Annotated in this window: 35 protein-coding genes and 1 pseudogene; 2 read left to right on the top strand and 34 right to left on the bottom strand. The window is 63.4% G+C overall.

Features of this window, described 5'->3' with window-relative positions:
* The first annotated feature begins 4 nt into the window (after window positions 1–4).
* Together istA and istB are read left to right on the top strand one after the other, a co-directional pair.
* A complete protein-coding gene (gene istA, locus ACIDOCELLA78_RS000000106045; protein ID WP_201727680.1) occupies window positions 5–1,531 on the top strand; it encodes an IS21 family transposase in 1,527 nt (508 codons plus the stop codon).
* Window positions 1,532–1,548: 17 nt separating this feature from the next.
* Window positions 1,549–2,294: pseudogene (istB, locus tag ACIDOCELLA78_RS000000106040) on the top strand (IS21-like element helper ATPase IstB).
* Between the two features lie 106 nt (window positions 2,295–2,400).
* Here the strand turns inward: istB and ACIDOCELLA78_RS000000106035 are convergent.
* The 34 genes from ACIDOCELLA78_RS000000106035 to rpoC all read right to left on the bottom strand — a co-directional run bounded on the left by ACIDOCELLA78_RS000000106035 (window position 2,401) and on the right by rpoC (window position 24,820).
* The gene (locus tag ACIDOCELLA78_RS000000106035; RefSeq protein ID WP_249675889.1) at window positions 2,401–2,622 is read right to left on the bottom strand and encodes a hypothetical protein; all 222 of its coding nucleotides are present in this window, start codon (window positions 2,620–2,622) and stop codon (window positions 2,401–2,403) included.
* Entirely contained in the window at window positions 2,622–2,924 is a 303-nt protein-coding gene (locus ACIDOCELLA78_RS000000106030) for a hypothetical protein (protein WP_249675887.1), read from the bottom strand. Before ACIDOCELLA78_RS000000106030 ends, ACIDOCELLA78_RS000000106035 begins: the two co-directional genes overlap by 1 nt.
* Window positions 2,903–3,358, bottom strand: coding sequence for a hypothetical protein (locus ACIDOCELLA78_RS000000106025; protein ID WP_249675884.1), 456 nt, complete (start codon window positions 3,356–3,358; stop codon window positions 2,903–2,905). The genes ACIDOCELLA78_RS000000106030 and ACIDOCELLA78_RS000000106025 overlap by 22 nt, the downstream gene beginning before the upstream one ends.
* Before the next feature lie 106 nt (window positions 3,359–3,464).
* Window positions 3,465–3,905, bottom strand: a complete 441-nt coding sequence (gene rplQ, locus ACIDOCELLA78_RS000000106020) for a 50S ribosomal protein L17 (RefSeq protein WP_201728820.1) — start codon at window positions 3,903–3,905, stop codon at window positions 3,465–3,467.
* Window positions 3,906–3,955: 50 nt separating this feature from the next.
* Entirely contained in the window at window positions 3,956–4,975 is a 1,020-nt protein-coding gene (locus tag ACIDOCELLA78_RS000000106015; protein WP_201728832.1) for a DNA-directed RNA polymerase subunit alpha, read from the bottom strand.
* Window positions 4,976–5,104: 129 nt separating this feature from the next.
* A complete protein-coding gene (gene rpsK, locus ACIDOCELLA78_RS000000106010) occupies window positions 5,105–5,497 on the bottom strand; it encodes a 30S ribosomal protein S11 (protein ID WP_201728819.1) in 393 nt (130 codons plus the stop codon).
* Between the two features lie 78 nt (window positions 5,498–5,575).
* Window positions 5,576–5,953, bottom strand: a complete 378-nt coding sequence (rpsM, locus tag ACIDOCELLA78_RS000000106005; RefSeq protein WP_201728831.1) for a 30S ribosomal protein S13 — start codon at window positions 5,951–5,953, stop codon at window positions 5,576–5,578.
* A 199-nt stretch (window positions 5,954–6,152) separates the two neighbouring features.
* Window positions 6,153–6,827 (bottom strand): adenylate kinase, encoded by a 675-nt coding sequence (locus ACIDOCELLA78_RS000000106000; RefSeq protein WP_201728818.1) that lies wholly within the window; start codon window positions 6,825–6,827, stop codon window positions 6,153–6,155.
* On the bottom strand, window positions 6,824–8,173 hold the full coding sequence (gene secY / locus ACIDOCELLA78_RS000000105995) for a preprotein translocase subunit SecY (protein WP_201728817.1): 1,350 nt from the start codon (window positions 8,171–8,173) through the stop codon (window positions 6,824–6,826). Before secY ends, ACIDOCELLA78_RS000000106000 begins: the two co-directional genes overlap by 4 nt.
* Before the next feature lie 137 nt (window positions 8,174–8,310).
* Complete coding sequence (gene rplO, locus ACIDOCELLA78_RS000000105990) at window positions 8,311–8,796, bottom strand: 50S ribosomal protein L15 (RefSeq protein ID WP_201728816.1); 486 nt, start codon at window positions 8,794–8,796, stop codon at window positions 8,311–8,313.
* The gene (gene rpmD, locus ACIDOCELLA78_RS000000105985) at window positions 8,796–8,990 is read right to left on the bottom strand and encodes a 50S ribosomal protein L30 (protein WP_201728815.1); all 195 of its coding nucleotides are present in this window, start codon (window positions 8,988–8,990) and stop codon (window positions 8,796–8,798) included. Before rpmD ends, rplO begins: the two co-directional genes overlap by 1 nt.
* Window positions 8,983–9,552, bottom strand: coding sequence for a 30S ribosomal protein S5 (gene rpsE / locus ACIDOCELLA78_RS000000105980; RefSeq protein WP_201728814.1), 570 nt, complete (start codon window positions 9,550–9,552; stop codon window positions 8,983–8,985). Before rpsE ends, rpmD begins: the two co-directional genes overlap by 8 nt.
* 10 nt (window positions 9,553–9,562) lie before the next feature.
* Complete coding sequence (gene rplR, locus ACIDOCELLA78_RS000000105975) at window positions 9,563–9,925, bottom strand: 50S ribosomal protein L18 (protein ID WP_201728813.1); 363 nt, start codon at window positions 9,923–9,925, stop codon at window positions 9,563–9,565.
* Window positions 9,925–10,458 carry a 50S ribosomal protein L6 gene (gene rplF, locus ACIDOCELLA78_RS000000105970; protein ID WP_201728812.1) on the bottom strand — a complete coding sequence of 178 codons (534 nt, stop codon included), beginning with the start codon at window positions 10,456–10,458 and terminating at the stop codon, window positions 9,925–9,927. Before rplF ends, rplR begins: the two co-directional genes overlap by 1 nt.
* A gap of 12 nt (window positions 10,459–10,470) precedes the next feature.
* Window positions 10,471–10,869 carry a 30S ribosomal protein S8 gene (gene rpsH / locus ACIDOCELLA78_RS000000105965; protein WP_201728811.1) on the bottom strand — a complete coding sequence of 133 codons (399 nt, stop codon included), beginning with the start codon at window positions 10,867–10,869 and terminating at the stop codon, window positions 10,471–10,473.
* Between the two features lie 12 nt (window positions 10,870–10,881).
* Window positions 10,882–11,187 (bottom strand): 30S ribosomal protein S14, encoded by a 306-nt coding sequence (gene rpsN / locus ACIDOCELLA78_RS000000105960; protein WP_201728810.1) that lies wholly within the window; start codon window positions 11,185–11,187, stop codon window positions 10,882–10,884.
* Window positions 11,188–11,264: 77 nt separating this feature from the next.
* Complete coding sequence (gene rplE, locus ACIDOCELLA78_RS000000105955) at window positions 11,265–11,822, bottom strand: 50S ribosomal protein L5 (RefSeq protein WP_201728809.1); 558 nt, start codon at window positions 11,820–11,822, stop codon at window positions 11,265–11,267.
* Between the two features lie 10 nt (window positions 11,823–11,832).
* The gene (gene rplX / locus ACIDOCELLA78_RS000000105950; RefSeq protein WP_201728808.1) at window positions 11,833–12,153 is read right to left on the bottom strand and encodes a 50S ribosomal protein L24; all 321 of its coding nucleotides are present in this window, start codon (window positions 12,151–12,153) and stop codon (window positions 11,833–11,835) included.
* A gap of 1 nt (window position 12,154) precedes the next feature.
* Entirely contained in the window at window positions 12,155–12,523 is a 369-nt protein-coding gene (gene rplN / locus ACIDOCELLA78_RS000000105945) for a 50S ribosomal protein L14 (protein ID WP_007424183.1), read from the bottom strand.
* A gap of 1 nt (window position 12,524) precedes the next feature.
* Entirely contained in the window at window positions 12,525–12,797 is a 273-nt protein-coding gene (gene rpsQ, locus ACIDOCELLA78_RS000000105940) for a 30S ribosomal protein S17 (protein WP_201728807.1), read from the bottom strand.
* A 13-nt stretch (window positions 12,798–12,810) separates the two neighbouring features.
* Window positions 12,811–13,017, bottom strand: coding sequence for a 50S ribosomal protein L29 (rpmC, locus tag ACIDOCELLA78_RS000000105935; RefSeq protein ID WP_201728806.1), 207 nt, complete (start codon window positions 13,015–13,017; stop codon window positions 12,811–12,813).
* 1 nt (window position 13,018) lies between these two features.
* On the bottom strand, window positions 13,019–13,435 hold the full coding sequence (gene rplP, locus ACIDOCELLA78_RS000000105930) for a 50S ribosomal protein L16 (RefSeq protein ID WP_201728805.1): 417 nt from the start codon (window positions 13,433–13,435) through the stop codon (window positions 13,019–13,021).
* A gap of 15 nt (window positions 13,436–13,450) precedes the next feature.
* Window positions 13,451–14,128 carry a 30S ribosomal protein S3 gene (gene rpsC / locus ACIDOCELLA78_RS000000105925; protein ID WP_201728804.1) on the bottom strand — a complete coding sequence of 226 codons (678 nt, stop codon included), beginning with the start codon at window positions 14,126–14,128 and terminating at the stop codon, window positions 13,451–13,453.
* Complete coding sequence (gene rplV / locus ACIDOCELLA78_RS000000105920; protein WP_201728803.1) at window positions 14,128–14,589, bottom strand: 50S ribosomal protein L22; 462 nt, start codon at window positions 14,587–14,589, stop codon at window positions 14,128–14,130. Before rplV ends, rpsC begins: the two co-directional genes overlap by 1 nt.
* 1 nt (window position 14,590) lies before the next feature.
* The gene (gene rpsS, locus ACIDOCELLA78_RS000000105915) at window positions 14,591–14,869 is read right to left on the bottom strand and encodes a 30S ribosomal protein S19 (protein ID WP_201728802.1); all 279 of its coding nucleotides are present in this window, start codon (window positions 14,867–14,869) and stop codon (window positions 14,591–14,593) included.
* A gap of 5 nt (window positions 14,870–14,874) precedes the next feature.
* The gene (gene rplB / locus ACIDOCELLA78_RS000000105910; protein WP_201728801.1) at window positions 14,875–15,708 is read right to left on the bottom strand and encodes a 50S ribosomal protein L2; all 834 of its coding nucleotides are present in this window, start codon (window positions 15,706–15,708) and stop codon (window positions 14,875–14,877) included.
* A gap of 14 nt (window positions 15,709–15,722) precedes the next feature.
* Window positions 15,723–16,019 carry a 50S ribosomal protein L23 gene (locus ACIDOCELLA78_RS000000105905; RefSeq protein ID WP_172637351.1) on the bottom strand — a complete coding sequence of 99 codons (297 nt, stop codon included), beginning with the start codon at window positions 16,017–16,019 and terminating at the stop codon, window positions 15,723–15,725.
* 41 nt (window positions 16,020–16,060) lie between these two features.
* Entirely contained in the window at window positions 16,061–16,711 is a 651-nt protein-coding gene (gene rplD / locus ACIDOCELLA78_RS000000105900) for a 50S ribosomal protein L4 (RefSeq protein WP_201728800.1), read from the bottom strand.
* 10 nt (window positions 16,712–16,721) lie between these two features.
* Window positions 16,722–17,396, bottom strand: coding sequence for a 50S ribosomal protein L3 (rplC, locus tag ACIDOCELLA78_RS000000105895; protein WP_201728830.1), 675 nt, complete (start codon window positions 17,394–17,396; stop codon window positions 16,722–16,724).
* Window positions 17,397–17,412: 16 nt separating this feature from the next.
* On the bottom strand, window positions 17,413–17,721 hold the full coding sequence (gene rpsJ, locus ACIDOCELLA78_RS000000105890) for a 30S ribosomal protein S10 (RefSeq protein ID WP_174504814.1): 309 nt from the start codon (window positions 17,719–17,721) through the stop codon (window positions 17,413–17,415).
* 132 nt (window positions 17,722–17,853) lie between these two features.
* Window positions 17,854–19,041 (bottom strand): elongation factor Tu, encoded by a 1,188-nt coding sequence (tuf, locus tag ACIDOCELLA78_RS000000105885; protein ID WP_201728799.1) that lies wholly within the window; start codon window positions 19,039–19,041, stop codon window positions 17,854–17,856.
* Between the two features lie 66 nt (window positions 19,042–19,107).
* The gene (rpsG, locus tag ACIDOCELLA78_RS000000105880) at window positions 19,108–19,584 is read right to left on the bottom strand and encodes a 30S ribosomal protein S7 (protein WP_201728798.1); all 477 of its coding nucleotides are present in this window, start codon (window positions 19,582–19,584) and stop codon (window positions 19,108–19,110) included.
* 11 nt (window positions 19,585–19,595) lie between these two features.
* The gene (gene rpsL / locus ACIDOCELLA78_RS000000105875) at window positions 19,596–19,967 is read right to left on the bottom strand and encodes a 30S ribosomal protein S12 (RefSeq protein WP_007424169.1); all 372 of its coding nucleotides are present in this window, start codon (window positions 19,965–19,967) and stop codon (window positions 19,596–19,598) included.
* A gap of 701 nt (window positions 19,968–20,668) precedes the next feature.
* On the bottom strand, window positions 20,669–24,820 hold the full coding sequence (gene rpoC / locus ACIDOCELLA78_RS000000105870; protein WP_201728797.1) for a DNA-directed RNA polymerase subunit beta': 4,152 nt from the start codon (window positions 24,818–24,820) through the stop codon (window positions 20,669–20,671).
* Window positions 24,821–24,864 lie beyond the last annotated feature (44 nt).

Genomic DNA, 24,864 nt, shown 5'->3' with positions numbered 1-24,864 from the left:
TGCGATGCGCGATGTGCGCGAGATTGTCAGATTGAGGATGGCGGGGCTTTCGACCCGCCAGGTGGGGATCCGGGTCGGGGTTGCGGCATCGACGGTGCGCTTGACGCTGCGGCGACTGGAGGCGGCCGGGCTCGATGGGCCAGGGGCTCTGGCGCTGTCCGAAGCGGCATTGGAAAGGCGCTTGTTCGACGGCGCGGTGGGCAAGCGGCCGGGGCATCGACGTGTGGATGAGCCGGACTGGGGGCGTATCCGCCGCGAGTTGCAGCGCAAGCACGTGACGCTGTCGATCCTGTGGGACGAGTATATTGCCGAGCACCCGGATGGGTATCGCTACAGCCGGTTCTGCGAGCTCTACCGGAGCTGGGAAGCCCGGCTACCGGTGACGATGCGCCAGACCCACGCATCGGGCGAGAAGCTGTTCGTCGATTATGCCGGCGACACGGTGCCGGTGGTGATCGACCGGCTCACCGGCGAGACGCGTGCGGCCCAGATCTTCGTCGCCGTTCTCGGCGCATCGAGCTTCACCTATGCTGAGGCGACCTGGACCCAGACCCTGCCGGACTGGATCGAGGCGCATAATCGCACTCTGGCAGCAATTGGCGGCGTGCCGGCGCTGCTGGTGCCCGACAACGCCAGGGTCGCGATCATCCGCGCCTGCCTCTACGATCCACAGGTCAACCGGACCTACACCGATATGGCGCGCCATTACGGCACGGCCATTCTCCCGGCGCGGCCGCGGCGGCCGCGTGACAAGGCGAAGGTCGAGGTGGCGGTTTTGCTGGCGGAGCGGTGGCTGCTGGGCAAGCTGCGCAACCGGGCATTTTACGGCCTCGCCGAACTGAATGCCGCGATCGCTGAATTCTGCCGCTGGCTGAACGAGGAGCGGGTCGTCCGTCGCCTGGGGGCGACAAGACGGCATCTGCTGGAAACACTCGATCGTCCCGCGCTGAAGGAACTGCCGGCCGAACCCTATGTGCTGGCGCAATGGCGGCGCCGGCGGGTCGGCATCGATTATCACGTCGAGATCGAGAAGCATTTTTACTCCGTCCCCTACCGGCACGCCCGCGCCGAGGTCGAGGCCCGGTTCACCGTGCGCACGGTCGAGATCTTTCTCCGTGGCGAACGGATCGCCGTGCACGCACGCAGGCCGGGTAACGGCAAACACACGACGATCGCCGAGCACATGCCCTCGAGCCACCGGCGTTATGGCGACTGGACCATCGCACGGATCCATCAGGAAGCCGCACGGCTTGGTCCCTCGGTCGCGACACTCTGCACCCTGATCCTCGAACGCCGGCCTCATCCGGAGCAGGGGTTCCGCGCCTGCATCGGCATCCTTCGCCTGGCCCGCAGTGTTGGCGCCGACCGGCTCGATGCCGCGGCCGAGCGCGCGCTCACCATCGGCACCCTGACCTACGGCTCGGTCAAATCCATCCTCGATAACCGGCTGGAGCGAGCCGCCGGCACCGCCAGTCCCGATCCCACCCCGATCCGCCACCCCAACATCCGGGGCGGCGGATATTTCCACTGATGACAAGGAGAAGCCTCATGCTGAACCATCCGACCCTCGATCAGATCCACCAGCTCGGTCTTGCAGGCATGGCCCGCGCGTTCACCGAGCTGCACGCCAATCCCGAAACCCCCAGCCTCAGTCACGCCGAATGGCTCGGTCTTCTGCTCGACCGCGAGATCACCGTCCGACGTGACAAGCGGTTGAGCACAAGGCTGCGCCATGCCAGGCTGCGCCATGACGCTGCAATCGAGGATGTCGATTACCGGAGTGCCCGCGGCCTCGATCGGGCTCTGTTCCAGAAGCTGATCCAGGGTGAGTGGATCGACGCGCACGACAATCTCGTCCTGAGCGGGCCGACAGGGGTCGGAAAATCGTGGCTGGCCTGTGCCCTCGGTCACAAGGCATGTCGCGATGACAGGACCGTGCTCTATCAGCGCGCCCCCAAACTCTTCGCAGAACTCGCGGTCGCCCGCGCCGAAGGGCGTCACGGCCGGATGATCCGCACCCTCGGTGCCGTCAATCTACTGATCCTCGACGACTTCGGCCTTGCTCCACTCGACGCCGGCGCCCGTCACGACCTGCTCGAGATCGTCGAGGATCGCTACGGCCGCCGCGCCACCATCATCACCAGCCAGATCCCCCGGCGCATTGGCATGAGCTGATCGGCGATCCGACCTACGCCGACGCCATTCTCGACCGTCTGCTCCACAATGCCCACCGCATCGAACTCACCGGCGAAAGCCTGCGCAAGATCCGCAAGCAAACCCCAAAAACCGCTTGACCCAACGAGAACAGGAGAGCAACGAAATCAACAGCCACAGAGACCGCTACCCGGGCGAATAAATCTCGGAATCCCCGGGCGAATAAACGTCGGAATCGTGGGCGAATTAAAATCGGAATCCATGGGCGAATTCTCCGGAATCCGCACCCTTGCGCATCGCCTCGTAGAATGCGGCCAGGCGCGGGTCCATCGCCGCGAACATCTCCGCCGCCGCGCCTTCCAGCACCGCCCGCCCGCCAATCGGCTTCGGATTGCCCTGGGGGTCGATCATCGGTTCATCCCAGGCCATCAGGCGATCGAGCCCGTTTTCGGCGCGGCGGCGTTCCATCAGCCGGGCGACGAGGGGACGACGTGGCGGCGGACTTCCTCGCGATAGGTCGCGACCTCGGCCGGCCCGTAGTCGAGCCGCCCCATGCGGCGATAGGCGAGCGGGGTGAAGTTGGCATCACCCAGGGTGCGGGCGATACGGTGGCGGAGCTTCACCAGCCGGTCGTAGAGGTCGTCGAGCGCGGCGCCGTGCTCGGCGAAGAAGGCCCAGCGGGCGGCGGCGGCATCATGGCGGATTTCGCGGTCCGGGCTTTCGGCATAGGGGCCAAGGCCGGAGAGGTTCAGCGTCTGGCCGTCGAACACGATGCGGGCACCGGCGAGCAGTGACGTGTAGTCGGCAGCGAGCCGGGATTCGGTTTCGAGATCGGCGGCGATTTCGGGCGGAAGGTGGTGACATCGTTGCGCCACATCTCCAGCGCGTGGGCACCGAAGCGGGCTTCCAGCGGGGCCGGATCGAGGCTCAGCAGCCGCGCCTTGAAAGCAGTCTCATGATTGGCGACCACCGGGCCAAGCGCGTCCGCATATTCACGGGCCGCTTTGCGCCCACCATCGGCGGTATCCTGCGAGAAACGCAAATGAACAAGGCTCGACCAGGTAGCGTAATCCCGCCGGAGTGATTCCCATGCATCGATGGCAGGGCCGATACCCCCGGCATCCAGCTCGGTGTGCAGCGCCCGATAGGCCGCGGCAAGGCTGCCCTCCGATGGGGTTTCTGCGGTGATCTGTTCGAATTGCATCGTCACTCCCTGTCAGCGGACCGAGAGGTGATGTGGGGCGGCGGATGAATGAAAAAAGGCGCGGCCGAGGCCGCGCCCTTCATCTGGTCGAAAATGAAGCCCGCGATCAGGCCGCGGCTGCGCCGTCAGCTTCAGCCTCATCGGTTGATACCTCCGGCTTCGGGCCGCTATCCTGACCCTTCGCGGCGGGATTACGATCGACGAGCTCGATCACCGCCATGTCAGCGGCATCACCATAGCGCATGCCGGCCTTCAGAACGCGGGTGTAGCCACCGTGACGCTCCTTGTAGCGATCGGCCAGCGACTCGAAGAGCTTGGCAACGATGATATCGTCGCGCAGCAGGGCATGAGCCTGACGACGTGCATGAAGACCACCGCGCTTGCCGAGGGTGATCAGCTTCTCGGCCACTGGCCGCAGCTCCTTCGCCTTCGGCAACGTGGTGGTGATCTGCTCGTGCTTGAGCAGGGCGACCGCCATGTTGCGGAACATGGCCGCACGGTGGGACGCGGTGACGCCGAGTTTACGTCCTGCAAGGCCGTGACGCATGGGAGTGACTCCGGATCAGTAAAGACGAAAAGCGATGGGTTGAAAGGCGATCAGAACGGATTGTCGGAGCGTTTGACCAGCTCCTCGATATTTTCAGGCGGCCAGTCCGGCACCACCATGCCAAGGCCAAGGCCCATGGCAGACAGGACTTCCTTGATTTCATTCAGCGACTTGCGCCCGAAATTCGGCGTACGGAGCATTTCCTGTTCCGACTTCTGAACGAGATCGCCAATATAGACAATATTGTCGTTCTTCAGGCAGTTTGCCGACCGAACCGAAAGCTCCAGCTCGTCCACCTTGCGAAGCAGGTTCGGGTTGAACGGCAATTCCGGGCGCGGCTCTTCGGCACGAAGGCGCTGCGGCTCCTCGAAATTGATGAACATGCCGAGCTGGTCTTGCAGGATACGGGCGGCAAGCGCCACCGCGTCTTCCGGAGTCACCGCACCATTGGTCTCGATGTTCAGGATCAGCCGGTCATAGTCAGTGACCTGGCCAACGCGGGTCGGCTCAACGCGATACGATACGCGGCGCACCGGCGAGTAGATCGAGTCCACCGGAATAAGCCCGATCGGCGCGTCTTCGGGGCGGTTGGCGGCGGCGGGAACATATCCACGACCGGAGTCGACGGTGAGTTCCATGCCGAGCGTCGCACCATCGTCCAGTGTGCAGATCACGAGCTCAGGGTTCATCACTTCGATATCGTGGCCGGCCTGGATCATGCCGGCAGTAACCTCGCAGGGGCCGGTCGCCGACACGGTCATCCGCTTCGGGCCATCACCATGCATGCGCACGGCGATCTGCTTGATGTTGAGGACGATGTCGGTCACGTCCTCACGAACGCCGGCGATCGACGAGAATTCATGCAGCACACCATCGATCCGCACCGCCGTGACGGCGGCACCGTGCAGGGATGACAGCAACACGCGCCGCAAGGCATTGCCGAGGGTCAGGCCGAATCCGCGCTCGAGCGGCTCCGCGATGATCGTCGCCACGCGCATGTCATCAGCGCCGGGCTCGATATCCAGTTTCTCAGGCTTGCGCAGCGACTGCCAGTTCCGCTGCAATGCCAAATGCGTATCTCTCAACATCAGTCCCTCCGGTCAGGCGGGCAAGCCGCCCTCACCATCCAAAAACGTTCCGGCTCCGGCGTGGCGCCAAGCCCTCCGGTTACGGCCGGGCCGCACCGGCGGCCCGTGCCGTCAGACGCGGCGACGCTTGCGCGGACGGCAGCCGTTGTGCGGAATCGGCGTGAGGTCACGGATCGCGGTAATCGAGAAGCCAATCGTCTGCAGGGCGCGCAAGGCGCTCTCGCGACCGGCGCCGGGGCCGCTAACCTCGATTTCCAACGTTTCCATGCCATGCTCGCGCGCCTTGCGCCCGGCATCCTCGGCAGCGACCTGGGCCGCGTACGGGGTCGACTTGCGGCTGCCCTTGAAGCCCTGGCTGCCGGCAGACGACCAGGAGATCGCGTTGCCCTGGGCGTCCGAAATGGTCACCATCGTATTGTTGAAGCTCGCGAGAACATGCGCGACACCGGAGGTGATGTTCTTGCGTTCCTTGCGGCGGGGACGCGTGGAGGCTGCTTTGGCCATGAATAATCCTGTCTCTGTCTCGATACGCCCGCCCATGGTCGGCGGGCGCTGAAAGTCGGGTAGATGCGAAGAAGGGACTTAGCGGGTCGCTTTCTTCTTGCCGGCAATCGCCACGGCCTTACCCTTGCGGGTGCGGGCGTTGGTGTGGGTACGCTGGCCGCGAACCGGAAGACCCTTGCGATGCCGAAGCCCGCGGTAGCAACCGAGATCGACGAGGCGCTTGATGTTCATGGCGACTTCGCGGCGCAAATCACCTTCGACGCGATAGTCCTTGTCGATCAGCTCACGAATCTTCATGATTTCGTCTTCGGAGAGCTGGTTGACGCGCTTCTCCTCGCCAATCTCCAGCGCCTGGCAGATTTCACGCGCCTTGGCCGGCCCGATACCGTAGATATACCGCAGGCTGATCAGCACGCGCTTGTTCGAAGGAATGTTTACGCCGGCAATACGCGCCACGGTCTGCTCCTTGGATCGCCGCCGGATGCGGCCGGCGGCATTGAAGGTCATCGAATGGAGGCGCAGATCGGCAAAACCGGTCCTGACACCTCAATAAAGAGCGGCGCCCCGCCAGGGAGCGCCGCAGGTGTGGTTGTCTAATGCCCGACTGATCCCGAGTCAATCGAGCAGGATCAATTTTTCGTGACCCCGCTGATTATCACACCGTCGCCGGACGCGCGACACCTGCCTCGCGCAGCGCCGCCTCGATCTGAGCGGTTACATCGTCCATCGCCGCCATGCCATCGACAGTGTAAAGACGGCTACCAGATTCGTAATACGGCAAGATCGGCGCGGTCTGCGCATTATAGGCCGCAAGACGATCTTTCACGACCTCAGCCTTGTCGTCAGGCCGGCGGACGAAATCAACACCACCACATTTGTCGCAGACGCCATCCGTTTTGGTCGGGTGAAACCGGTCATGATAGCCGGCACCGCATTTCGCGCAGGTGAAGCGACCAGAAATACGTTCGACCAGTACCGTCTCGTCCACCTTGAGCAGAATCACAGCATCCAGATCGAATTTCTGCGCTGCGAGCATCGCATCCAGCGCCTCGGCCTGTGGCACGGTGCGGGGAAATCCGTCCAGGATGAAGCCATTGCGGCAATCAGACCGTGAAAGACGGTTGCGAAGCATCCCGATGATAATGTCATCGGAGACCAGCGCGCCAGCCTCCATGACTGCCTTGGCGGCCAGGCCAAGCTCCGTACCGGCCTTCACCTCGGCCCGCAGCATGTCGCCGGTGGCAATCTGGGCCACGCCGTAGCGCTCCTCGAGGATTTTTGCCTGCGTTCCCTTCCCGGCGCCCGGAGGCCCCAAAAGAATGATGTTCATCGACCGCGTGTCCTCCCTCGGCCCTTGCGAATCAGGCCTTCATATTGATGGGCAAGTAGATGAGACTGTATTTGCGCCACCGTATCCATCGTCACCGAAACGACGATGAGAAGAGAGGTGCCACCGAAATAATATCCCGCAGCCAGGTCGAACTGTCCAATCAGAAACTGCGGAATGAGGCAGACGATCACGAGATAGGCGGCGCCGATCGTCGTCAGCCGGGTCAAGACCGAGTCGAAATATTTTGCCGTATTCGCGCCAGGCCGGATACCCGGGACGAACCCGCCATATTTCTTCAGATTGTCGGCGGTCTCCTCGGGGTTGAAGACAACTGCCGTGTAGAAATAGGAGAAGAAAATGATCAGTCCGGCGTAAAGCAACATGTAGCCCGGCTGCCCGTTCGACAGTTCACGAGCCACGATTTGTAACCAGCCGGGGCCGGTGCCGTGGGTGAATCCAATCACGGTCGCCGGAATGAGCAGCAGCGAACTGGCGAAGATCGGAGGGATCACGCCAGAAGTGTTCACTTTCATCGGGAGGTGAGACGAGTCGCCACCGAACATGCGATTGCCAACCTGACGCTTCGGATACTGGATCACCACCTTCCGCTGGGCACGCTCCATGAACACCACAAAGGCGACGACCGCGAGCGAAAGGACGAAGAAGCCGATGACGAAACCCGTGGAAAGCCCGCCGGAGGCGCCGAGCTGAAGCACGCTGGCGATCGCTCCCGGTAGGGCTGCGACAATGCCTGCAAAAATGATCAGGCTCGACCCATTGCCGATGCCGCGCGACGTGATCTGCTCGCCAAGCCACATGAGGAAGACGGTGCCGCCCGTCAGCGTGATCACCGTGGTGACAATGAAGAAAAGTCCGGGATCGAGAACAGCGGGACCAACCGTCGAGGTAATGCTCTCAAGCCCGATGGCGATACCGTAGGACTGGGCCAGCGCGATCACCACCGTCAGATACCGCGTGTACTGATTGATCTTCTGCTGCCCCGACTGGCCTTCCTTCTTGAGCGTCTCAAGCTGCGGCACTGCGGCCTGGAGGAGCTGCATGATGATCGATGCCGAGATGTATGGCATGATGTTCAGCGCGAACACTGTCATGCGGCCGAGCGCGCCGCCGCTGAACATATTGAACATCCCGAGAATGCCGCCGCCATTCTGCGCCAGCATGTGCTCCATCACCGTCGGGTCCACCCCGGGAATCGGGATGTAGGTGCCGAGGCGGAAAACGATCAGCGCGCCGAGGGTGAACCAGATCCGCTTCTTGAGATCGGTCGCCTTCGACAGGGTTTCGAGGTTGAAGCTCGAAGCGAGTTGCTCAGCGGCGGACGCCATGAATATCCCTCATCCAACGGCAGCGTGCCGTATCTCCGGAAACCGGAACGGCGCCGCGGGTCTGTGAAAACTCACGACCTGCAGCGCCGTTCGTCAGGCTTCATTGTGCCGCAACCCGGGTGGTCACGGCAAGTGGTTCAGGCGGAAACCGGCTCCGCGCGGACGACCGTAGTGGTCACGCTGCCACCGGCCTGCTCAATCGCGGCGACCGCGCTGGCCGAAGCGCCCGACACTTCGATCTCGACCTTCAGCGAAATCTCGCCACGGCCGAGCAGGCGAACACCGGCAAGCTTGGAACCAGCATAAACACCGGCCGCGCGGAGGGTCGCCTCGGTAATCTTCTGACCGGCATCGATCTTGCCAGCCTCGATGAGAGCCGCGAGGGTGCCGATGTTCAGCGGCGCGTAGTCCTTGCGGTTTACATTGTTGAAGCCGCGCTTCGGCATACGCCGATAGATCGGGAGCTGGCCGCCCTCAAATCCGTTCAGCGACACGCCCTCGCGCGCCTTCTGGCCCTTGACGCCCTTTCCGGACGTCTTGCCCTTGCCCGAGCCGATGCCGCGGCCAAGCCGCTTCGACTTCGGACGCGCGCCCGCATTGTCGCGCAGTTCGTTCAGCTTCATTACGACAGCTCCTCGACCTTCAGGAGATGCTTGACCTTGCGGATGCGGCCGAGCGTTTCCGGGGTGGCTGCGAGTTCACGGCTCGCGTTCATCCGGCGCAGGCCAAGACCAATGAGGGTCTCCTTCTGGCCCGGCTTGCGGCCGATCGGTGATCCGACCTGGGTGACACGCACCCGCTTGACCTGCTCAGACATCGGCCTGGGCCTCCTTCTCGCGCTTCGGGCCGAACAGATCGGCGACCTTCTTGCCACGACGCGAGGCGACGCTGCGGGGGCTGGCGCACTGCGAGAGCGCCGCGACCGTCGCCTTCACCATGTTGTGCGGGTTGCGGCTACCGAGCGATTTCGCCACCACGTCGCCGATCCCGAGGGTCTCGAACACCGCGCGCATCGGCCCGCCAGCAATGATACCGGTGCCGGGAGGCGCGGCGCGCAGCACGACATGACCGGCGCCGAAACGGCCCTCGATGTCGTGATGCAGCGTGCGGCCTTCCTTCATCGGAACACGGATCATGCCGCGCTTCGCCCGCTCGGTCGCCTTGCGGATGGCTTCCGGGACCTCCTTGGCCTTGCCGGCGCCGAAGCCGACCCGGCCTTTCTGATCGCCGACCACCACAAGGGCGGCAAAAGCAAAACGACGGCCACCCTTCACCACTTTCGCGACACGGTTGATGGTGACGAGCTTGTCGATCAGCTCATCCCCATCGCGATCCCGCTCGCGCTCGCGGCCCCGGCCTTCTCTCGGTTCGCGTGCCATGCCCTGCTCCTCAGAAATCCAGACCGCTCTCGCGAGCGGCTTCGGCCAGGGCCTTCACCCGGCCATGATACATGTAGGCGCCACGGTCGAACACGACCTGGGTGACACCGGCCTCTTTCGCCCGCTCCGCAACAAGCTTGCCCACCGCGGCCGCGGCGGCCTTGTCGGCCCCGGTCTTCAGCTCGGTGCGCAGGCCAGCGTCGAGCGACGATGCAGCCGCAAGCGTGCGACCGGCGGTATCGTCGATCACCTGAGCGTAGATGTGCTTGCCCGAACGGAACACCGACAGACGGGGACGACCATGGGCCTTCAGGCGGATCTGATAGCGGAGGCGCTGGCGGCGCCGCGCCTCGTTTTCGTGTACAGCGCTCATTACTTCTTCTTGCCTTCCTTGCGACGGATCGCCTCGCCCTCGAACTTAACGCCCTTGCCCTTGTAAGGCTCAGGCGGACGGAAGGCGCGAAGCTCGGCGCAAACCTGCCCTACCAGCCGCTTGTCGATACCCTCGACCTTGATCGATGTCGGCTTTTCACAGGTGATCTTGATGCCCTGCGGCACCGGATAGACCACGTCGTGCGAAAAGCCGAGATTCATGACCAAGTTACTGCCCTGAACGGCCGCTCGAAAACCGGTGCCATTGATCTCCAGGGTCTTCGCGTAGCCCTGCGAAACACCCTGCACCATATTGGCAACATTCGCGCGCGTCGTGCCCCACATCATCCGTGAGGCGGCTTCCTTGTTACGCGGGGTCACCGTGACCTTGCCATCCTCGAACACGGTTTCGACGCGTTCGGAAAGCGGCATCTTCAGCTCACCCAGCTTGCCCTTGGCGGACAGAAAACCATCAACGATGGTGATCGAGACACCCTGCGGAACAACAACCGGATACTTACCAACTCGTGACATGATGCTGCCTCCTCAGAAGACGCGGCAGAGCACTTCACCGCCAACATTGGCAGTGCGCGCCTCAACATCGCTCATGACGCCGCGAGGGGTCGACAGGATCGACACACCCAGACCGGCATAAACCCGCGGCAGCTCCTTGATCTTGGAGTAAACGCGCCGGCCAGGACGGGAGACGCGGGTGATTTCCTTGATCACCGGCTCGCCGTCATTGTATTTCAGCTCAATGCGCAGCTGGGCGACGCCGGGACGAACCTCCTCCTTGGAGAAGCCGCGGATGAAACCCTCGCGCCTGAGCACGTCAAGCACGTTGGCCCGCAGGTTCGAGGCGGGCGCAACGCAAACCGCGTGACGGGCGCGCTGCGCGTTGCGGATACGGGTGAGCATGTCACCCAGGGGATCGGACATCGACATGTTATATCCCCCTTACCAGCTCGACTTGACCATGCCAGGAATCTGCCCGGCGCTGGCAAGATCGCGCAGCGCGACGCGGCAGAGCTTGAACTTGCGGTAGTTGCCACGAGCGCGCCCGGTCAGCTCGCAGCGCAGCCGCACGCGCGTCTTCGCGCCGTTGCGCGGAAGCTGCGCAAGCTTCAGCGTCGCGTCGAACCGATCCTCCACCGGGAGGGTGCGGTCCTTCACGATCGCCTTCAGCGCGGCACGCTTGCCCGCATCACGCGCGGCCATCTTCTCGCGCCGCTTATTCCGATTGACCTGAGAGGTCTTCGCCATCGTCTTCTATCCTCCGGAACCTGCCGGCACGTTCCGGCGGTTTTCCAATAAATCCGTTTACGCGCTCGAAATTCCGCTCAATTCACGAACGGAATCTCGAACCCCTTGAGAAGCGCCTTCGCCTCGGCATCGGTTTGCGCGGTGGTCACGAACACAATGTCCATGCCGCGCATCTCGTCGACCTTGTCATACTCGATCTCCGGGAACACGATCTGCTCCTTGAGACCCATGGCGAAGTTTCCGCGCCCGTCGAACCCCTTGCCCGAAATCCCGCGGAAGTCGCGCACGCGGGGGAGCGCTATCGTCACCAGCCGGTCGAGGAATTCATACATGCGCGCCCGGCGCAGCGTCACCTTGCAGCCGATCGGCAGGCCCTTGCGGATCTTGAACCCGGCAATCGCCTTCTTCGCCACCGTCTTCACCGGCTTCTGGCCGGCGATAAGGGTGAGTTCGGCAACCGCCGCGTCCAGCTTCTTCTGGTCCGCGGCCGCTTCGCCCACGCCCATGTTGATCACGATCTTCTCAAGCTTCGGCACCTGCATCGGGTTCGTGTATCCGAACTCCGTCTGCAGTGCAGCCCGCACCACCGACTCGTAGTGCTGCTGAAGCCGGGTCTTGGCAATGGCCTCGCTCATCGCTCTATCCTCAACCATCGATCACGGAGTCGCTCTTGCGCGCGACCCGGACCTTGCGACCGTCCTCAAGAATGCGAAAGCCCACGCGGGTCGGCTTCTTCGTCTCAGGATCGATCAATGCAATATTCGACAAATGGACAGGCATCTCCTTCTGGATGATGCCGCCCTGCTCGCCCATGCCGCGCGCCTTGGTGTGACGCTTCGCCACGGCGACGCCCGAGACCACGGCCTTGTTCTCGGCGGGCAGAACGCGGAGAACTTCACCCTCGCGTCCCTTGCTCGCGCCAGCGATGACAACCACGCGGTCGCCCTTACGGATACGTGCGGCCATATTACAGCACCTCCGGCGCCAGGCTGATGATCTTCATGAACTTGCGCGCGCGCAGCTCGCGGGTGACCGGCCCAAAAATACGCGTGCCGATCGGCTCCATCTGCTTGTTGATCAGCACGGCGGCATTGCGATCGAACCGGATCACGCTGCCATCCGCGCGACGCACCGGATAGGCGGTGCGAACGACAACGGCCTGGTGGACATCGCCCTTCTTCACCTTGCCGCGGGGAATCGCATCCTTGATCGAGACGACAATGACATCGCCAACCGACGCGGTGCGGCGCTTCGAACCGCCCAGCACCTTGATGCACTGAACGCGGCGCGCGCCCGAATTGTCGGCAACGTCGAGATTTGATTCGACAATGATCATCTCACGCTCCCTGGGCTTCGGCGGCGGCGCCGACCGGCTCGCCGTTGCGTGCGGTCACGAGCCATGCCTTGCGCTTGCTGATCGGCGGGCACTCCTCGATCCGCACCAGGTCGCCCATTTCGCAAACATTGCCTTCGTCATGCGCCGCATATTTCTTCGAACGGCGGATGAATTTCTTGTACAGCGGATGCATGACACGACGCTCGACAAGAACCGTCACGGTCTTGTCCATCTTGTCACTCACAACCCGCCCTGTCAGGACGCGCTTCGGCATAACTCTAAACCCCTCAAGCCTTGGCCGCGGCGCGGGCGCGCTCGGCCTGAATCGTCTTCACGCGAGCAACGTCGCGACGCGCCTTGCGGATCTGGCTGGTGTTCTCCTGCTGGCCAGTGGCCCGCTGGAACCGCAAATTCAGCTGTTCGCGCTTCAGCTCGAGCAGCATGTCGCCCAGCTCGTCCGGCGTCTTGGCGCGAATATCACTTGCCTTGGTCATCTCAGGCCTCCCCGATACGGGTGACGATCTTGGTCTTGATCGGCAGCTTCGCAGCACCGAGCTTCAACGCCTCGCGGGCGATTCCCTCGGCCACACCGTCGATCTCGAACATGATCCGGCCTGGCTGCACGCGCGCCACCCAATATTCCGGGCTCCCCTTGCCGGAGCCCATGCGGACTTCGGCCGGCTTCGTCGAAACCGGCAGATCGGGGAAGATGCGGATCCACACGCGGCCGGCACGCTTCATCTGACGAGTGATCGCACGACGGGCCGACTCGATCTGCCGCGCGGTGATGCGTTCCGGCTCCAGCGCCTTGAGGCCGAACTGGCCGAAATTAAGCTGCGTGTTCCCCTTGGCGGTGCCGTGGATGCGGCCCTTGTGCGCCTTGCGGAATTTCGTACGCTTTGGTGACAACATGTTATCTGCTCCGGCTCAGCGCTGCGGCGCCTGTTCGGCGATGCGGCGATCCTGCGCCATCGGGTCGTGCGCCATGATCTCGCCCTTGAAGATCCACACCTTTACACCGCAAGTGCCATAGGTGGTCTTCGCCGTGGCAACACCAAAATCGATGTCCGCCCGCAACGTGTGGAGCGGAACGCGGCCTTCACGATACCATTCCATCCTGGCGATCTCGGCCCCACCGAGGCGACCGCCGCAATTGATCCGGATGCCCTGCGCACCGAGACGCATCGCCGACTGCACGGCCCGCTTCATGGCGCGGCGGAACGCAACGCGACGCTCGAGCTGTTGCGCGATGTTCTGGGCAACGAGCGTGGCGTCGATTTCGGGCTTGCGGATTTCAACGATGTTCAGCGACACATCGGCCTTCGCCATCACCGACAGCTCTTTCTTGAGCACGTCGATATCCTGGCCCTTCTTGCCGATGACAACGCCAGGACGCGCCGCATAAATCGTGACCCGCGGCTTCTTCGCCGGGCGCTCGATCAGAACCTTCGACACGCCAGCCCCCGAAAGCCGGTTGAGCAGATGCTCGCGCAGCTTCAGGTCATCATGCAGGAGCGACGCATAGTCGGCGCCGGCAAACCAGCGGCTGTCCCAGGTGCGATTGATGCCGAGCCGCAGCCCGATCGGATTGACTTTGTGACCCATTACGCAGGCACCCCTTCATTCGCCGCCGGGCTGGCACTCGCCGCCGGCTTGGCCGCGGCGCGGCGGGCGCGGCGATCGGCCTTGGTCTCGATGTCAAGCTCCGCCACAACGATGCGCAGATGGCTGAACCATTTCTCCACTCGCGCGGCGCGACCGCGGCCACGGGCATGGAAACGACGCATCACGATGGAACGGCCAACATCCGCGGTTGTGACAACCAGGCGATCCACATCCAGCTGATGGTTGTTCTCGGCGTTTGCAATCGCCGATTCCAACGCCTTTTTCACGTCCTTCGCAATGCGGCGCTTGCTGAAAGCAAGGTCGGCAATCGCCTTGCCGGCCGGCTTGTTGCGGATCGACGCGGCAACGACGTTGAGCTTGCGCGGGCTGCAACGCAAATTGCGCAGCACGGCTTCAGCTTCGGTGTCCGCGAGCACACGCGGGTAATTCGGTTTGCTCATGTCAGCCTCGCTTCGCCTTCTTGTCGGCCGCGTGGCCGGTGAACGTGCGGGTCGGCGAGAACTCGCCGAATTTGTGGCCGACCATATTCTCGGAAACCTGGACCGGTAGGAACTTCCGGCCATTGTAGACGCCAAAGGTCAGACCGACGAACTGCGGCAGAATGGTGGACCGACGCGACCAGATCTTGATGATCTCGTTGCGGCCCGACGCGCGCGAAACCTCGGCCTTGTTCAGCATATACCCGTCGACAAACGGGCCCTTCCAGACGGAACGTGTCATCTCGATCAGCCCTTCCCGACCTTGCGACGGCGGATGATGAGGCCGTCAGTCCGCTTGTTCGAACGCGTCTTCGCACCTTTGGTCGGCTTGCCCCACGGCGTAACCGGATTGCGACCGCCGGACGTGCGACCCTCGCCACCACCCAGAGGATGATCGACAGGGTTCATCGCAACACCACGGTTATGCGGACGGCGACCCAGCCAGCGCTTGCGCCCCGCCTTGCCGAGCTGCTGATTTGAATGATCCGGATTGGATACCGCGCCGATCGACGCCATGCACTCACCACGGATCAGCCGCAACTCGCCAGACATCAGCTTCACCTGGGCATAACCCTGGTCCTTGCCGACGAGCTGGGCAAAAGTGCCGGCCGAGCGGGCCAGCTTGCCGCCGGCGCCCGCCTTCAACTCGATATTGTGGATGATCGTCCCGACCGGAATTGCGGCGAGCGGCATCGCATTGCCCGGCTTCACGTCGACCTTGACGCCGGCGACCACCTGATCGCCCACCTTCAGGCGCTGCGGCGCCAGGATGTAGGCAAGCTCCCCATCTTCATATTTGACGAGAGCGAGGAAAGCCGAGCGATTCGGATCGTATTCGAGGCGCTCGACCGTCGCCGCCACATCATACTTGCGGCGCTTGAAGTCGACGACGCGATAGGCACGCTTGTGTCCGCCGCCACGGAACCGCACCGTGGTGCGGCCGTGGTTGTTGCGCCCGCCGGAGCTGCTCAGCCCCTCGGTCAGGCCCTTGACCGGCTTGCCCTTCCAGAGCTCCGACCGATCCACCAGCACGGTGCCGCGAAGGCTCGCCGTGACCGGTTTAAAATGCTTGAGTGCCATGTTTCAGTCTCGCCTTACGCCAGCCGCGTCGTGAAATCGATCGACTGACCCTCGGCCAGCGTCACGAACGCCTTCTTGAAGTCCGAACGTCGGCCCGGACGGCCCTTGAAGCGCTTGGTCTTGCCCTTCTGGACGAGCGTGTTCACGCTCAGCACCTTCACGCCGAACAAGGTTTCGACCGCCGCCTTGATGCCCGGCTTGGTCGCATCGAGCGACACCTTGAAGCCGACTTGGTTCTTCTCCGACAGGGCTGTCGCCTTCTCGGTGATCAGCGGGCCACGAATGATATCGAACATTGCCTCGCGCGACAGCACCGGCTTCTTCGGCGCCGCCTTGATGTCAGCGGTCTCGCTCATGCCGCGATCTCCTCGTTGGCGCCGGACTTGATGCCGTCAAGACGCCGCTTCAGTCCCTCGAGCCCGGCGGCGGTGATCGCCAGCGTGTCGTGCTGAAGGATGTCGTAAACATTGGCGCCGACGACCGGCAGCACGTCGATCCCGATCAGGTTGCGGCTCGCCCGCGCGAACCCCTCGTCGACCACGGCATCGACAACCAGCGTCCGACCCCAGCCGAGCTTCTTCAGCTTCACGTTCAGCTCGCTCGTCTTCGAGACGCCCGAAACGGTGTCGAGAACCACCAGCTTGCCCTCGGCCAGTTTCTGCGACAGCGCCGAAATCAAGCCAAGACGGCGGACCTTCTTGTTCAGCGAATACCCGTGATCGCGCACGACCGGGCCATGCACGGCACCGCCGGTGCGGAACTGCGGCGCGCGCAACGAGCCCTGACGGGCATTACCGGTACCCTTCTGGCGGTACGGCTTCTTGGTCGTGCCGCTGACCTCGCCCATACCCTTCACCTTGTGGGTGCCGGCGCGGCGCTTCGCGAGCTGCCAGTGAACAACGCGGGCCATGATGTCGGCGCGCGGCGTGGCGGCGAAATATTCCTCGGGCAGTTCGGCCTTGCCGGCCGAGCCGGCATCGAGGGTTGAAATGTCGATCTGCATGTCGCTCTCCTCAGGCCTTCAGCGCCGCAGGATAGGCCACATCCGCGGGACGAGCCTTCTTCACCGCATCGCGCACCAGGACGTAGCCGTCCTTCGCGCCCGGAACCGCACCCTTGATCATGATCAGGTTGCGCGCCTCGTCGATTGCGGCCACCTCGAGGTTGAGAGTGGTGATCCGCTCGACGCCCAGATGCCCGGCCATCTTCTTGTTCTTGAAGGTCTTGCCCGGATCCTGACGATTACCCGTCGAACCGTGCGAACGGTGGCTGATCGAAACGCCGTGCGTCGCTTCAAGGCCGCGGAAATTCCAGCGCTTCATGGCGCCGGCAAACCCCTTGCCCTTGCTGATGCCCGCGACATCGACCTTCTGCCCCACGGCAAAATGCGCAGCCGAAAGCACCTGGCCAGCCTCCAGAACCGCATCCTCGGCAACCCGGAACTCGACGAGCTTCATCGCCGGCTCGACCTTGGCTGCCGCGTAATGACCCTTCATTGGCTTGGTCACGTTCTTCGTCTTGGCATGACCGAAGCCGAGCTGGACAGCTGCGTAGCCGTCACGCTCCTGGGTGCGGGCCGAGACCACGCGCACATCGTCCATGTGCAGCACGGTCACCGGCACGTGCGTGCCGTCTTCCCTGAACAGCCGGGTCATCCCCAGCTTCTTTGCTATAATACCGGTGCGCATCACACTCATTCTCTGCTCAGATCTTGATCTCGACGTCGACGCCGGCCGCGAGGTCGAGCTTCATCAGCGCGTCCACGGTCTGCGCGGTCGGTTCGACGATGTCGAGCAGGCGGCGATGCGTCCGGATTTCGAACTGCTCGCGGCTCTTCTTGTCGACATGTGGCGAACGGTTCACCGTGAACCGCTCGATATGCGTCGGCAGCGGAATCGGTCCGCGCACCTGGGCGCCCGTGCGCTTCGCCGTGTTGACGATTTCCCTGGTGCTGTTGTCCAGCACCCGGTGGTCGTACGCCTTCAGGCGAATGCGAATATTCTGACTGTCCATCGTCGAAACCTGCAATCTTTACACGGAACGCCCGGTCCGCCCATTCGGGCCGCGCGCTAGTCCGAAACAAATCTGGCGGCCGCCACCCGGCTCAGACCGGGTGGCGGCCGACCCGCTCAACCAGGCAAGCGGTTACTTCGTGATGTTGGCAACGACGCCCGAACCAACCGTCCGGCCACCCTCGCGGATCGCGAAGCGGAGGCCTTCATCCATCGCGATCGGCGCGATGAGTTCAACCGCAACGGTCACGTTGTCGCCCGGCATCACCATCTCGACACCTTCCGGCAGCGTGACCACACCGGTCACGTCAGTGGTGCGGAAATAGAACTGCGGACGGTAGTTGGTGAAGAACGGCGTATGACGGCCACCCTCTTCCTTGTTCAGGATATAAACCGAACCGGAGAAGTTGGTGTGCGGGGTGATCGAGCCCGGCGCGGCCAGAACCTGGCCACGCTCGACGTCTTCACGCTTGGTGCCGCGGAGCAGCGCGCCAATGTTGTCGCCAGCCTCGCCCTGATCGAGCAGCTTGCGGAACATTTCGACGCCGGTCACGGTCGTCTTCACGGTGGCCTTGAGACCAACGATCTCGACTTCGTCGCCAACCTTGATGATGCCACGCTCGACGCGGCCGGTCACCACGGTGCCGCGGCCGGAAATCGAGAACACGTCTTCAACCGGCATCAGGAACGGCTTGTCCTTCGGGCGCTCCGGCTGCGGAATGTAGCTATCGACCGCTTCCATCAGCTTCAGGATCGCCTCGCGGCCCAGCTCAGGGTTGCTGTCCTCGAGCGCGCAGAGCGCCGAACCCTTGATGATCGGAATATCATCGCCCGGGAACTCATACTTGCTGAGCAGGTCGCGCACTTCCATCTCGACCAGCTCGACGAGGTCGGGGTCGGCCATGTCCATCTTGTTGAGGAACACGACCAGCGCCGGCACGCCAACCTGACGGGCGAGCAGAATGTGCTCGCGGGTCTGCGGCATCGGGCCGTCGGCCGCGGAAACGACCAGGATCGCACCGTCCATCTGCGCGGCGCCGGTGATCATGTTCTTCACATAGTCAGCGTGACCCGGGCAATCGACATGCGCGTAGTGGCGGTTCGCGGTCTCATATTCGACATGCGCGGTCGCGATCGTGATGCCGCGCGCCCGCTCTTCAGGGGCCGCGTCGATGCTGTCATACGCGCGGAAGGTCGCGCCACCTGTCTCCGCCAGCACCTTGGTGATTGCCGCGGTGAGCGAGGTCTTGCCATGATCGACGTGACCGATCGTGCCGATATTGCAGTGCGGCTTCGTGCGCTCGAATTTAGCCTTGGCCATGGGTATCTCCGTAACGTATCTGCTTCAGCGCCGTGCTGGCGTGATGGGGTGGAGTGTAACGGTTGCTTACCAGCGGTAGTGGCTGAACGCCTTGTTCGCCTCAGCCATGCGATGCGTGTCTTCACGCTTCTTCACAGCCGCCCCGCGATTATTCACCGCATCGAGCAGCTCGTTGGAGAGGCGATCTTCCATCGTGTGCTCGCCGCGCTTGCGGGCGGACTCGATGATCCAGCGGATCGCCAGCGCTTGCCGGCGCTCGGAACGAACCTCGACAGGGACCTGATACGTCGCACCGCCAACACGGCGGGAGCGCACCTCGATCGCCGGCTTCACATTGTCCAGCGCCTCGTGGAAGAGACGAACCGGGTCGGCATTCTGACCGCCGCGCTTCTTCAGGCTGTCAAGCGCCCCATAAACGATGGATTCGGCAATCGATTTCTTACCGTCATACATCAGCACGTTCATGAAACGGCTGATGACGACATCACCGAACTTCGGATCCGGCAAAACTTCGCGCTTGACGGCGGAATGGCGTCTGCTCACGGAAACTCTCCTTACTTCGGCCGCTTGGCGCCGTAGAGCGAACGGCGCTGACGACGCTTGGCAATGCCCTGCGTATCGAGGACGCCGCGCAGGATATGATAGCGCACGCCGGGAAGGTCCTTCACGCGGCCGCCGCGGATCAGCACGACAGAGTGCTCCTGCAGGTTATGACCTTCACCAGGAATATAGCTCACAACTTCATAACCGTTGGTCAGGCGCACCTTGGCGACCTTGCGGAGCGCCGAGTTCGGCTTCTTCGGGGTCGTCGTGTAAACGCGCGTACAGACGCCACGCTTCTGCGGGCAACCCTGCAGCGCGGGCACCTTGTTCCGCTTGGCCCGAACTTCGCGCCCCTTGGCGATCAACTGGTTGATAGTCGGCATGCTCGATCCTGATCCTTCTTGCCGGTTACGCTTTGCCGCGCGCTCATAACAACGCCGCAGCCCGGAGTAATCCCCGTCTGCGGAAACCCAGACTTGCGACCTTAGCCACCCGATCCCCAGGGTGGCGGCGCCGCAAGCGTGAGAATAAATGAGCCGCGCGACCGGACGATCCCGGGCCTCGCTGAGGTCGCCATCCTTAAGAGGGGATCAGCGGCAAGTCAAGCACCGCGAGGGGATTTTCCAGGCCGCCCGGCCACGAGGCTGGATATACGCCCGCCGTGCAGACAGCTTCCGCAAGATCGAACGGGTTTCTGCCGCCGCATCGCGGCCCGGGGAGCGAAACATCCCCGATCCCTCGTGCATCGCCGGGCCGGGGAGACGCATCTGATTGGACACAACCCGGATCGGATGCAGTGCCCTATGATCTTGATAATCAGAGCATCGTTACATGATCAGATGACGCCGTCCGATCGGATGATGCTCCAGGAACGGGATGTGAAGCGCCGGGAGATGAAGGAGACGCTCGCCGTGCCATCCTGTTGCAAGCGATCACCCGACCTGAGCTGTTCGCCCGGTCGGGTGAGTTCGTGAAACATCGCCGGAAGCCCGTGGCAGTCCAGGGTCAGGACAAGTCTCGAAAGGCCTGACGCCAGGACGCCGCTTGCCCCTGGAATTCGCGTGCGAATTCCAGGGGTGGTGGATCAGTCCGCCGCTGGCAGCGCCGTGCGGGTCGAGGCGAGCGTCGAGCGATCGCGGCCAGCCGCGATCGAACGCAGGCGGCTCATCACGCTGCCGGTGCCGGCAGGGATCAGGCGGCCAACGATGACGTTCTCCTTGAGCCCCAGCAACTGGTCGGTCTTGCCGGCTGTCGCCGCCTCCGTGAGGACGCGCGTGGTCTCCTGGAACGACGCCGCCGAGATGAAGCTGAGCGTCTGCAGGCTGGCCTTGGTGATGCCCTGCAACACCGGCAGGCCACCGGCCGGCCGCTCACCCGCGCGCAGGCGCCGCTCGTTCTCTTCCTCGAACTCGATCCGGTCGACCAGCTCGCCGATCAGATAGGTCGTGTCGCCCGGTTCGGTGATCTCGATCTTCTGCAGCATCTGGCGAACGACCACCTCGATGTGCTTGTCGTTGATCTTCACACCCTGCAGCCGGTAGACGTCCTGGATCTCGTTGATGAGATATTCGGACAGCGCCTCGACCCCCATCACCCGCAGGATGTCATGCGGAACGCGCGGACCATCGACCAGCGGATCGCCGCGGTGGACATAGTCGCCCTCCTGCACCGAAACGTGCTTGCCCTTCGGCACCAGATACTCGGTTTCCTCGCCGGTCTCGTCGTTCTTGACGATGACGCGGCGCTTCGCCTTGTAGTCCTTGCCGAATTCCACGCGCCCGTCGGTTTCAGCGATGATCGCGTGATCCTTCGGACGGCGGGCCTCGAACAGCTCGGCGACGCGCGGCAGACCGCCGGTGATATCGCGCGTCTTGCTGCCCTCGCGCGGAATGCGGGCGAGAACGTCGCCGGCATGCACGGTCGCACCGTTTTCCACCGAAAGAATCGAATCGGGGCTGAGGAAGTAGCGGGCTTCCGCACCGTTCGCGAGGCGCAGCACCTCGCCGCGCTCATCCTTCAGAATGAGGCGCGGGCGCAAATCCGCCCCCTTGGCCGACTGCTTGTAGTCCACCACCACCTTGGAGGTCAGGCCCGTCACCTCGTCGACCCGCTCGACCAGGGTCACGCCCTCGAGCAGATCGGCGTATTCAACCATGCCCGCGCGCTCGGTGATGATCGGCAGGGTATACGGATCCCACTCGGCCAGCTTCTGTCCGCGCGCCACTGTCTGGTCCTCGTCGACCAGCAGCCTTGCGCCATAGGGCACACGGAAGCGGGCACGCTCGCGGCCGGACGCATCATTCAGGGCGATCTCGCAGTTGCGGCTCATCACGATCGGGGCGCCGGCCGAGTTCGACACCACGTTGCGGTTACGGATCGTCACCGTGCCGTCGTGGCTGGCCTCGACGCTCGACTGCTCGGCGCCACGCTGCGCGGCGCCGCCAATGTGGAAGGTGCGCATGGTCAGCTGCGTACCCGGCTCGCCGATCGACTGGGCGGCAATCACGCCGACCGCCTCGCCGATATTCACCGGCGTGCCGCGCGCGAGGTCGCGCCCATAGCACTTGGCGCAAACGCCCACCTTGGCCTCGCAGGTCAGCACCGAGCGGATCTTCACGCTCTCGACGCCGAGCTTCTCGATATGCATCGAGTCGACTTCGCCGATCAGCTCGTTCGCCCGGACGATGACGGTCTCGTCGGTCGGGTCGAGCACGTCCTCCGCCGCGGTCCGGCCGAGTATCCGCTCCGAAATCGAGGAGACGACCTCGCCGCCGTCCATCACCGCCCGAACCGTCAGGCCACGCTCGGTGCCGCAATCGGTGCTGACGATGATGCAATCCTGCGCCACGTCGACCAGACGGCGGGTGAGGTAACCGGAGTTCGCCGTCTTCAGCGCGGTGTCCGCGAGACCCTTGCGGGCGCCGTGGGTCGAGTTGAAGTATTCGGCGACGGTCAGGCCTTCCTTGAAGTTCGACAGGATCGGCTGCTCGATGATCTCGCCCGACGGCTTGGCCATCAGGCCGCGCATGCCGGCGAGCTGGCGCATCTGCGTTGGCGACCCACGGGCGCCGGAATGGCTCATCATCCAGACCGAGTTGGTCGGCTTGCCGGGATCCTGGCGCGAAATCTCGCGCATCATCGCCGCGGCAACCTCGTCGTTACAGCGCGACCACGCGTCGATCACCTTGTTGTAGCGCTCGCCGGCGGTGATGAGACCGTCGTGATACTGCGCCTCGTATTCCTTGACCTCGGCCTGTGTCTTTTCCAGCAGGCCGTATTTCTCGGCCGGGATGACCATGTCGTCCTTGCCGAAGGAGATGCCGGCCTTGGCCGCCTGGCGGAACCCGAGCCCCATCAGACGGTCGCAGAAAATCACCGACTCCTTCTGCCCGCAATGGCGATAGACGGCGTCGATCACGTCCGACACCTTCTTCTTGGTCAGCAGCTGGTTGACCAGGGCGAAGGGAACGTCGTGATGCTTGGGCAGAAGCTGGCCGATCATCATGCGGCCCGGCGTGGTCGCGACCACCTCGGTCGTGCGCGTGCCGTCCGGATGCGTGCGAACGACGCGGGCGCGGATCTTGTCGTGCAGCTTCAGATGCCCGGAATCGAGCGCATGCTCGATCTCGCCCATCGTGCCGAACAACGGCGCCTCCTTGTCCTCGACCGCGCTGAAGGCCGGGGTTTCAAGCGAGAGATAATAGAGCCCGAGCACGATGTCCTGGCTCGGCACGATGATCGGCTTGCCGTTGGCCGGGTTAAGAATGTTGTTCGTGCTCATCATGAGCACACGCGCCTCGAGCTGCGCCTCAATCGAAAGCGGCACGTGAACCGCCATCTGGTCGCCGTCGAAGTCGGCGTTGAAGGCGGTGCAGACCAGCGGATGCAGCTGGATCGCCTTGCCCTCGATCAGGATCGGCTCGAACGCCTGAATGCCGAGGCGGTGCAGCGTCGGCGCGCGGTTGAGCAGCACCGGATGCTCGCGGATCACCTCCTCAAGGATGTCCCACACCTCGGGGCGTTCCTTCTCGACCATACGCTTCGCCGCCTTGATCGTGGTGGCGAGGCCGTATTTCTCGAGCTTGGCGTAGATGAAGGGCTTGAACAGCTCCAGCGCCATCTTCTTCGGCAGGCCGCACTGGTGCAGCTTCAGCTCCGGCCCGACGACGATGACCGAACGGCCGGAATAGTCGACGCGCTTGCCCAGCAGGTTCTGGCGGAAGCGGCCCTGCTTGCCCTTCAGCATGTCGGATAGCGATTTCAGCGGCCGCTTGTTGGTGCCGGTGATGGCGCGGCCGCGACGGCCGTTATCGAACAGCGCGTCGACCGATTCCTGGAGCATGCGCTTCTCGTTGCGCACGATGATGTCCGGCGCGCGCAGCTCGATCAGCCGCTTGAGGCGGTTGTTGCGGTTGATCACGCGGCGATAGAGATCGTTCAGGTCCGACGTGGCGAAACGGCCACCATCGAGCGGCACGAGCGGGCGCAGCTCGGGCGGAATGACCGGAACAACATCCATGATCATCCATTCCGGGCGGGTGCCTGATTCGATGAACGCCTCGACCAGCTTCAGCCGCTTGACCAGCTTCTTGCGCTTGGCCTCGGAGGTCGCCTCCTTGAGGTCGGCGCGCATGATCGCCCGTTCGGCCTCGAGATCGACTCCCGCAAGGATCGACTTCACCGCCTCGGCGCCGATGCCCGCCTTGAACCCGTCCTCGCCGAACTCGTCCTGCTTCGCGTACAGCTCATCCTCGGAAAGGAGCTGGTAGCGCTTGAGGTCGGTCGTGTAGGGATCGAGAACGATATAATTCTCGAAATAGAGAACCTTCTCCAGATCCTTCAGCGTCATCTCGACCATGGTCGCGATGCGACTCGGCAGCGACTTCAGGAACCAGATATGCGCGACCGGCGAGGCCAGCTCGATATGGCCCATGCGCTCGCGGCGCACCTTGGCCAGCGTCACCTCGACGCCGCATTTCTCGCAGATGATCCCGCGGAACTTCATCCGCTTGTACTTGCCGCACAGGCACTCATAGTCCTTGATCGGCCCGAAGATGCGGGCACAGAACAGGCCGTCGCGCTCCGGCTTGAAGGTGCGGTAGTTGATGGTCTCCGGCTTCTTGATCTCGCCATACGACCAGGAGCGGATCTGCTCCGGCGAGGCGATCTGGATACGGATCTGGTCGAACGTGGCGGCCTGACCGGTCTGGCCGAGAATCTTCATCAAATCGTTCATGCGATAGTCCCTTTCATCAGCGCGGAACGGGCTTGCCGCCCCGC

The sequence above is a fragment of the Acidocella sp. C78 genome, assembly GCF_907164655.1.
Note: the sequence above shows the minus strand (reverse complement) of the source record. Positions and strands in the feature narration are given on the sequence as shown.

Coding starts and splice junctions, on each gene's coding strand:
- rplB (WP_201728801.1), bottom strand. CDS start 15,708: ATGGCACTCAAGCATTTTAAACCGGTCACGGCGAGCCTTCGCGGCACC.
- rpsK (WP_201728819.1), bottom strand. CDS start 5,497: ATGGCCAAAGCAGCCTCCACGCGTCCCCGCCGCAAGGAACGCAAGAAC.
- rplV (WP_201728803.1), bottom strand. CDS start 14,589: ATGAGCAAACCGAATTACCCGCGTGTGCTCGCGGACACCGAAGCTGAA.
- rpmC (WP_201728806.1), bottom strand. CDS start 13,017: ATGACCAAGGCAAGTGATATTCGCGCCAAGACGCCGGACGAGCTGGGC.
- rpsQ (WP_201728807.1), bottom strand. CDS start 12,797: ATGCCGAAGCGCGTCCTGACAGGGCGGGTTGTGAGTGACAAGATGGAC.
- ACIDOCELLA78_RS000000106025 (WP_249675884.1), bottom strand. CDS start 3,358: ATGCAATTCGAACAGATCACCGCAGAAACCCCATCGGAGGGCAGCCTT.
- rplR (WP_201728813.1), bottom strand. CDS start 9,925: ATGAGCGCTGTACACGAAAACGAGGCGCGGCGCCGCCAGCGCCTCCGC.
- rpsC (WP_201728804.1), bottom strand. CDS start 14,128: ATGGGTCACAAAGTCAATCCGATCGGGCTGCGGCTCGGCATCAATCGC.
- istA (WP_201727680.1), top strand. CDS start 5: ATGCGCGATGTGCGCGAGATTGTCAGATTGAGGATGGCGGGGCTTTCG.
- ACIDOCELLA78_RS000000106035 (WP_249675889.1), bottom strand. CDS start 2,622: ATGGAACGCCGCCGCGCCGAAAACGGGCTCGATCGCCTGATGGCCTGG.
- ACIDOCELLA78_RS000000106000 (WP_201728818.1), bottom strand. CDS start 6,827: ATGAACATCATTCTTTTGGGGCCTCCGGGCGCCGGGAAGGGAACGCAG.
- rplP (WP_201728805.1), bottom strand. CDS start 13,435: ATGTTGTCACCAAAGCGTACGAAATTCCGCAAGGCGCACAAGGGCCGC.
- rplD (WP_201728800.1), bottom strand. CDS start 16,711: ATGCAGATCGACATTTCAACCCTCGATGCCGGCTCGGCCGGCAAGGCC.
- secY (WP_201728817.1), bottom strand. CDS start 8,173: ATGGCGTCCGCCGCTGAGCAACTCGCTTCGAGCTTCAACCTCGAAACC.
- rpoC (WP_201728797.1), bottom strand. CDS start 24,820: ATGAACGATTTGATGAAGATTCTCGGCCAGACCGGTCAGGCCGCCACG.
- rplQ (WP_201728820.1), bottom strand. CDS start 3,905: ATGCGTCACGGCCTTGCAGGACGTAAACTCGGCGTCACCGCGTCCCAC.
- rpsN (WP_201728810.1), bottom strand. CDS start 11,187: ATGGCGAAGACCTCTCAGGTCAATCGGAATAAGCGGCGCGAGAAGATG.
- tuf (WP_201728799.1), bottom strand. CDS start 19,041: ATGGCCAAGGCTAAATTCGAGCGCACGAAGCCGCACTGCAATATCGGC.
- rpsJ (WP_174504814.1), bottom strand. CDS start 17,721: ATGGACAGTCAGAATATTCGCATTCGCCTGAAGGCGTACGACCACCGG.
- rpmD (WP_201728815.1), bottom strand. CDS start 8,990: ATGTCTGAGCAGGTCAAGCGGGTGCGTGTCACCCAGGTCGGATCACCG.
- rpsH (WP_201728811.1), bottom strand. CDS start 10,869: ATGTCGATGTCCGATCCCCTGGGTGACATGCTCACCCGTATCCGCAAC.
- rplX (WP_201728808.1), bottom strand. CDS start 12,153: ATGGCCGCACGTATCCGTAAGGGCGACCGCGTGGTTGTCATCGCTGGC.
- rplN (WP_007424183.1), bottom strand. CDS start 12,523: ATGATCATTGTCGAATCAAATCTCGACGTTGCCGACAATTCGGGCGCG.
- rplC (WP_201728830.1), bottom strand. CDS start 17,396: ATGCGCACCGGTATTATAGCAAAGAAGCTGGGGATGACCCGGCTGTTC.
- rplO (WP_201728816.1), bottom strand. CDS start 8,796: ATGAAGCTGAACGAACTGCGCGACAATGCGGGCGCGCGTCCGAAGTCG.
- rpsE (WP_201728814.1), bottom strand. CDS start 9,552: ATGGCACGCGAACCGAGAGAAGGCCGGGGCCGCGAGCGCGAGCGGGAT.
- rplF (WP_201728812.1), bottom strand. CDS start 10,458: ATGTCACGAGTTGGTAAGTATCCGGTTGTTGTTCCGCAGGGTGTCTCG.
- rpsL (WP_007424169.1), bottom strand. CDS start 19,967: ATGCCGACTATCAACCAGTTGATCGCCAAGGGGCGCGAAGTTCGGGCC.
- rpsS (WP_201728802.1), bottom strand. CDS start 14,869: ATGACACGTTCCGTCTGGAAGGGCCCGTTTGTCGACGGGTATATGCTG.
- rplE (WP_201728809.1), bottom strand. CDS start 11,822: ATGAGCGAGGCCATTGCCAAGACCCGGCTTCAGCAGCACTACGAGTCG.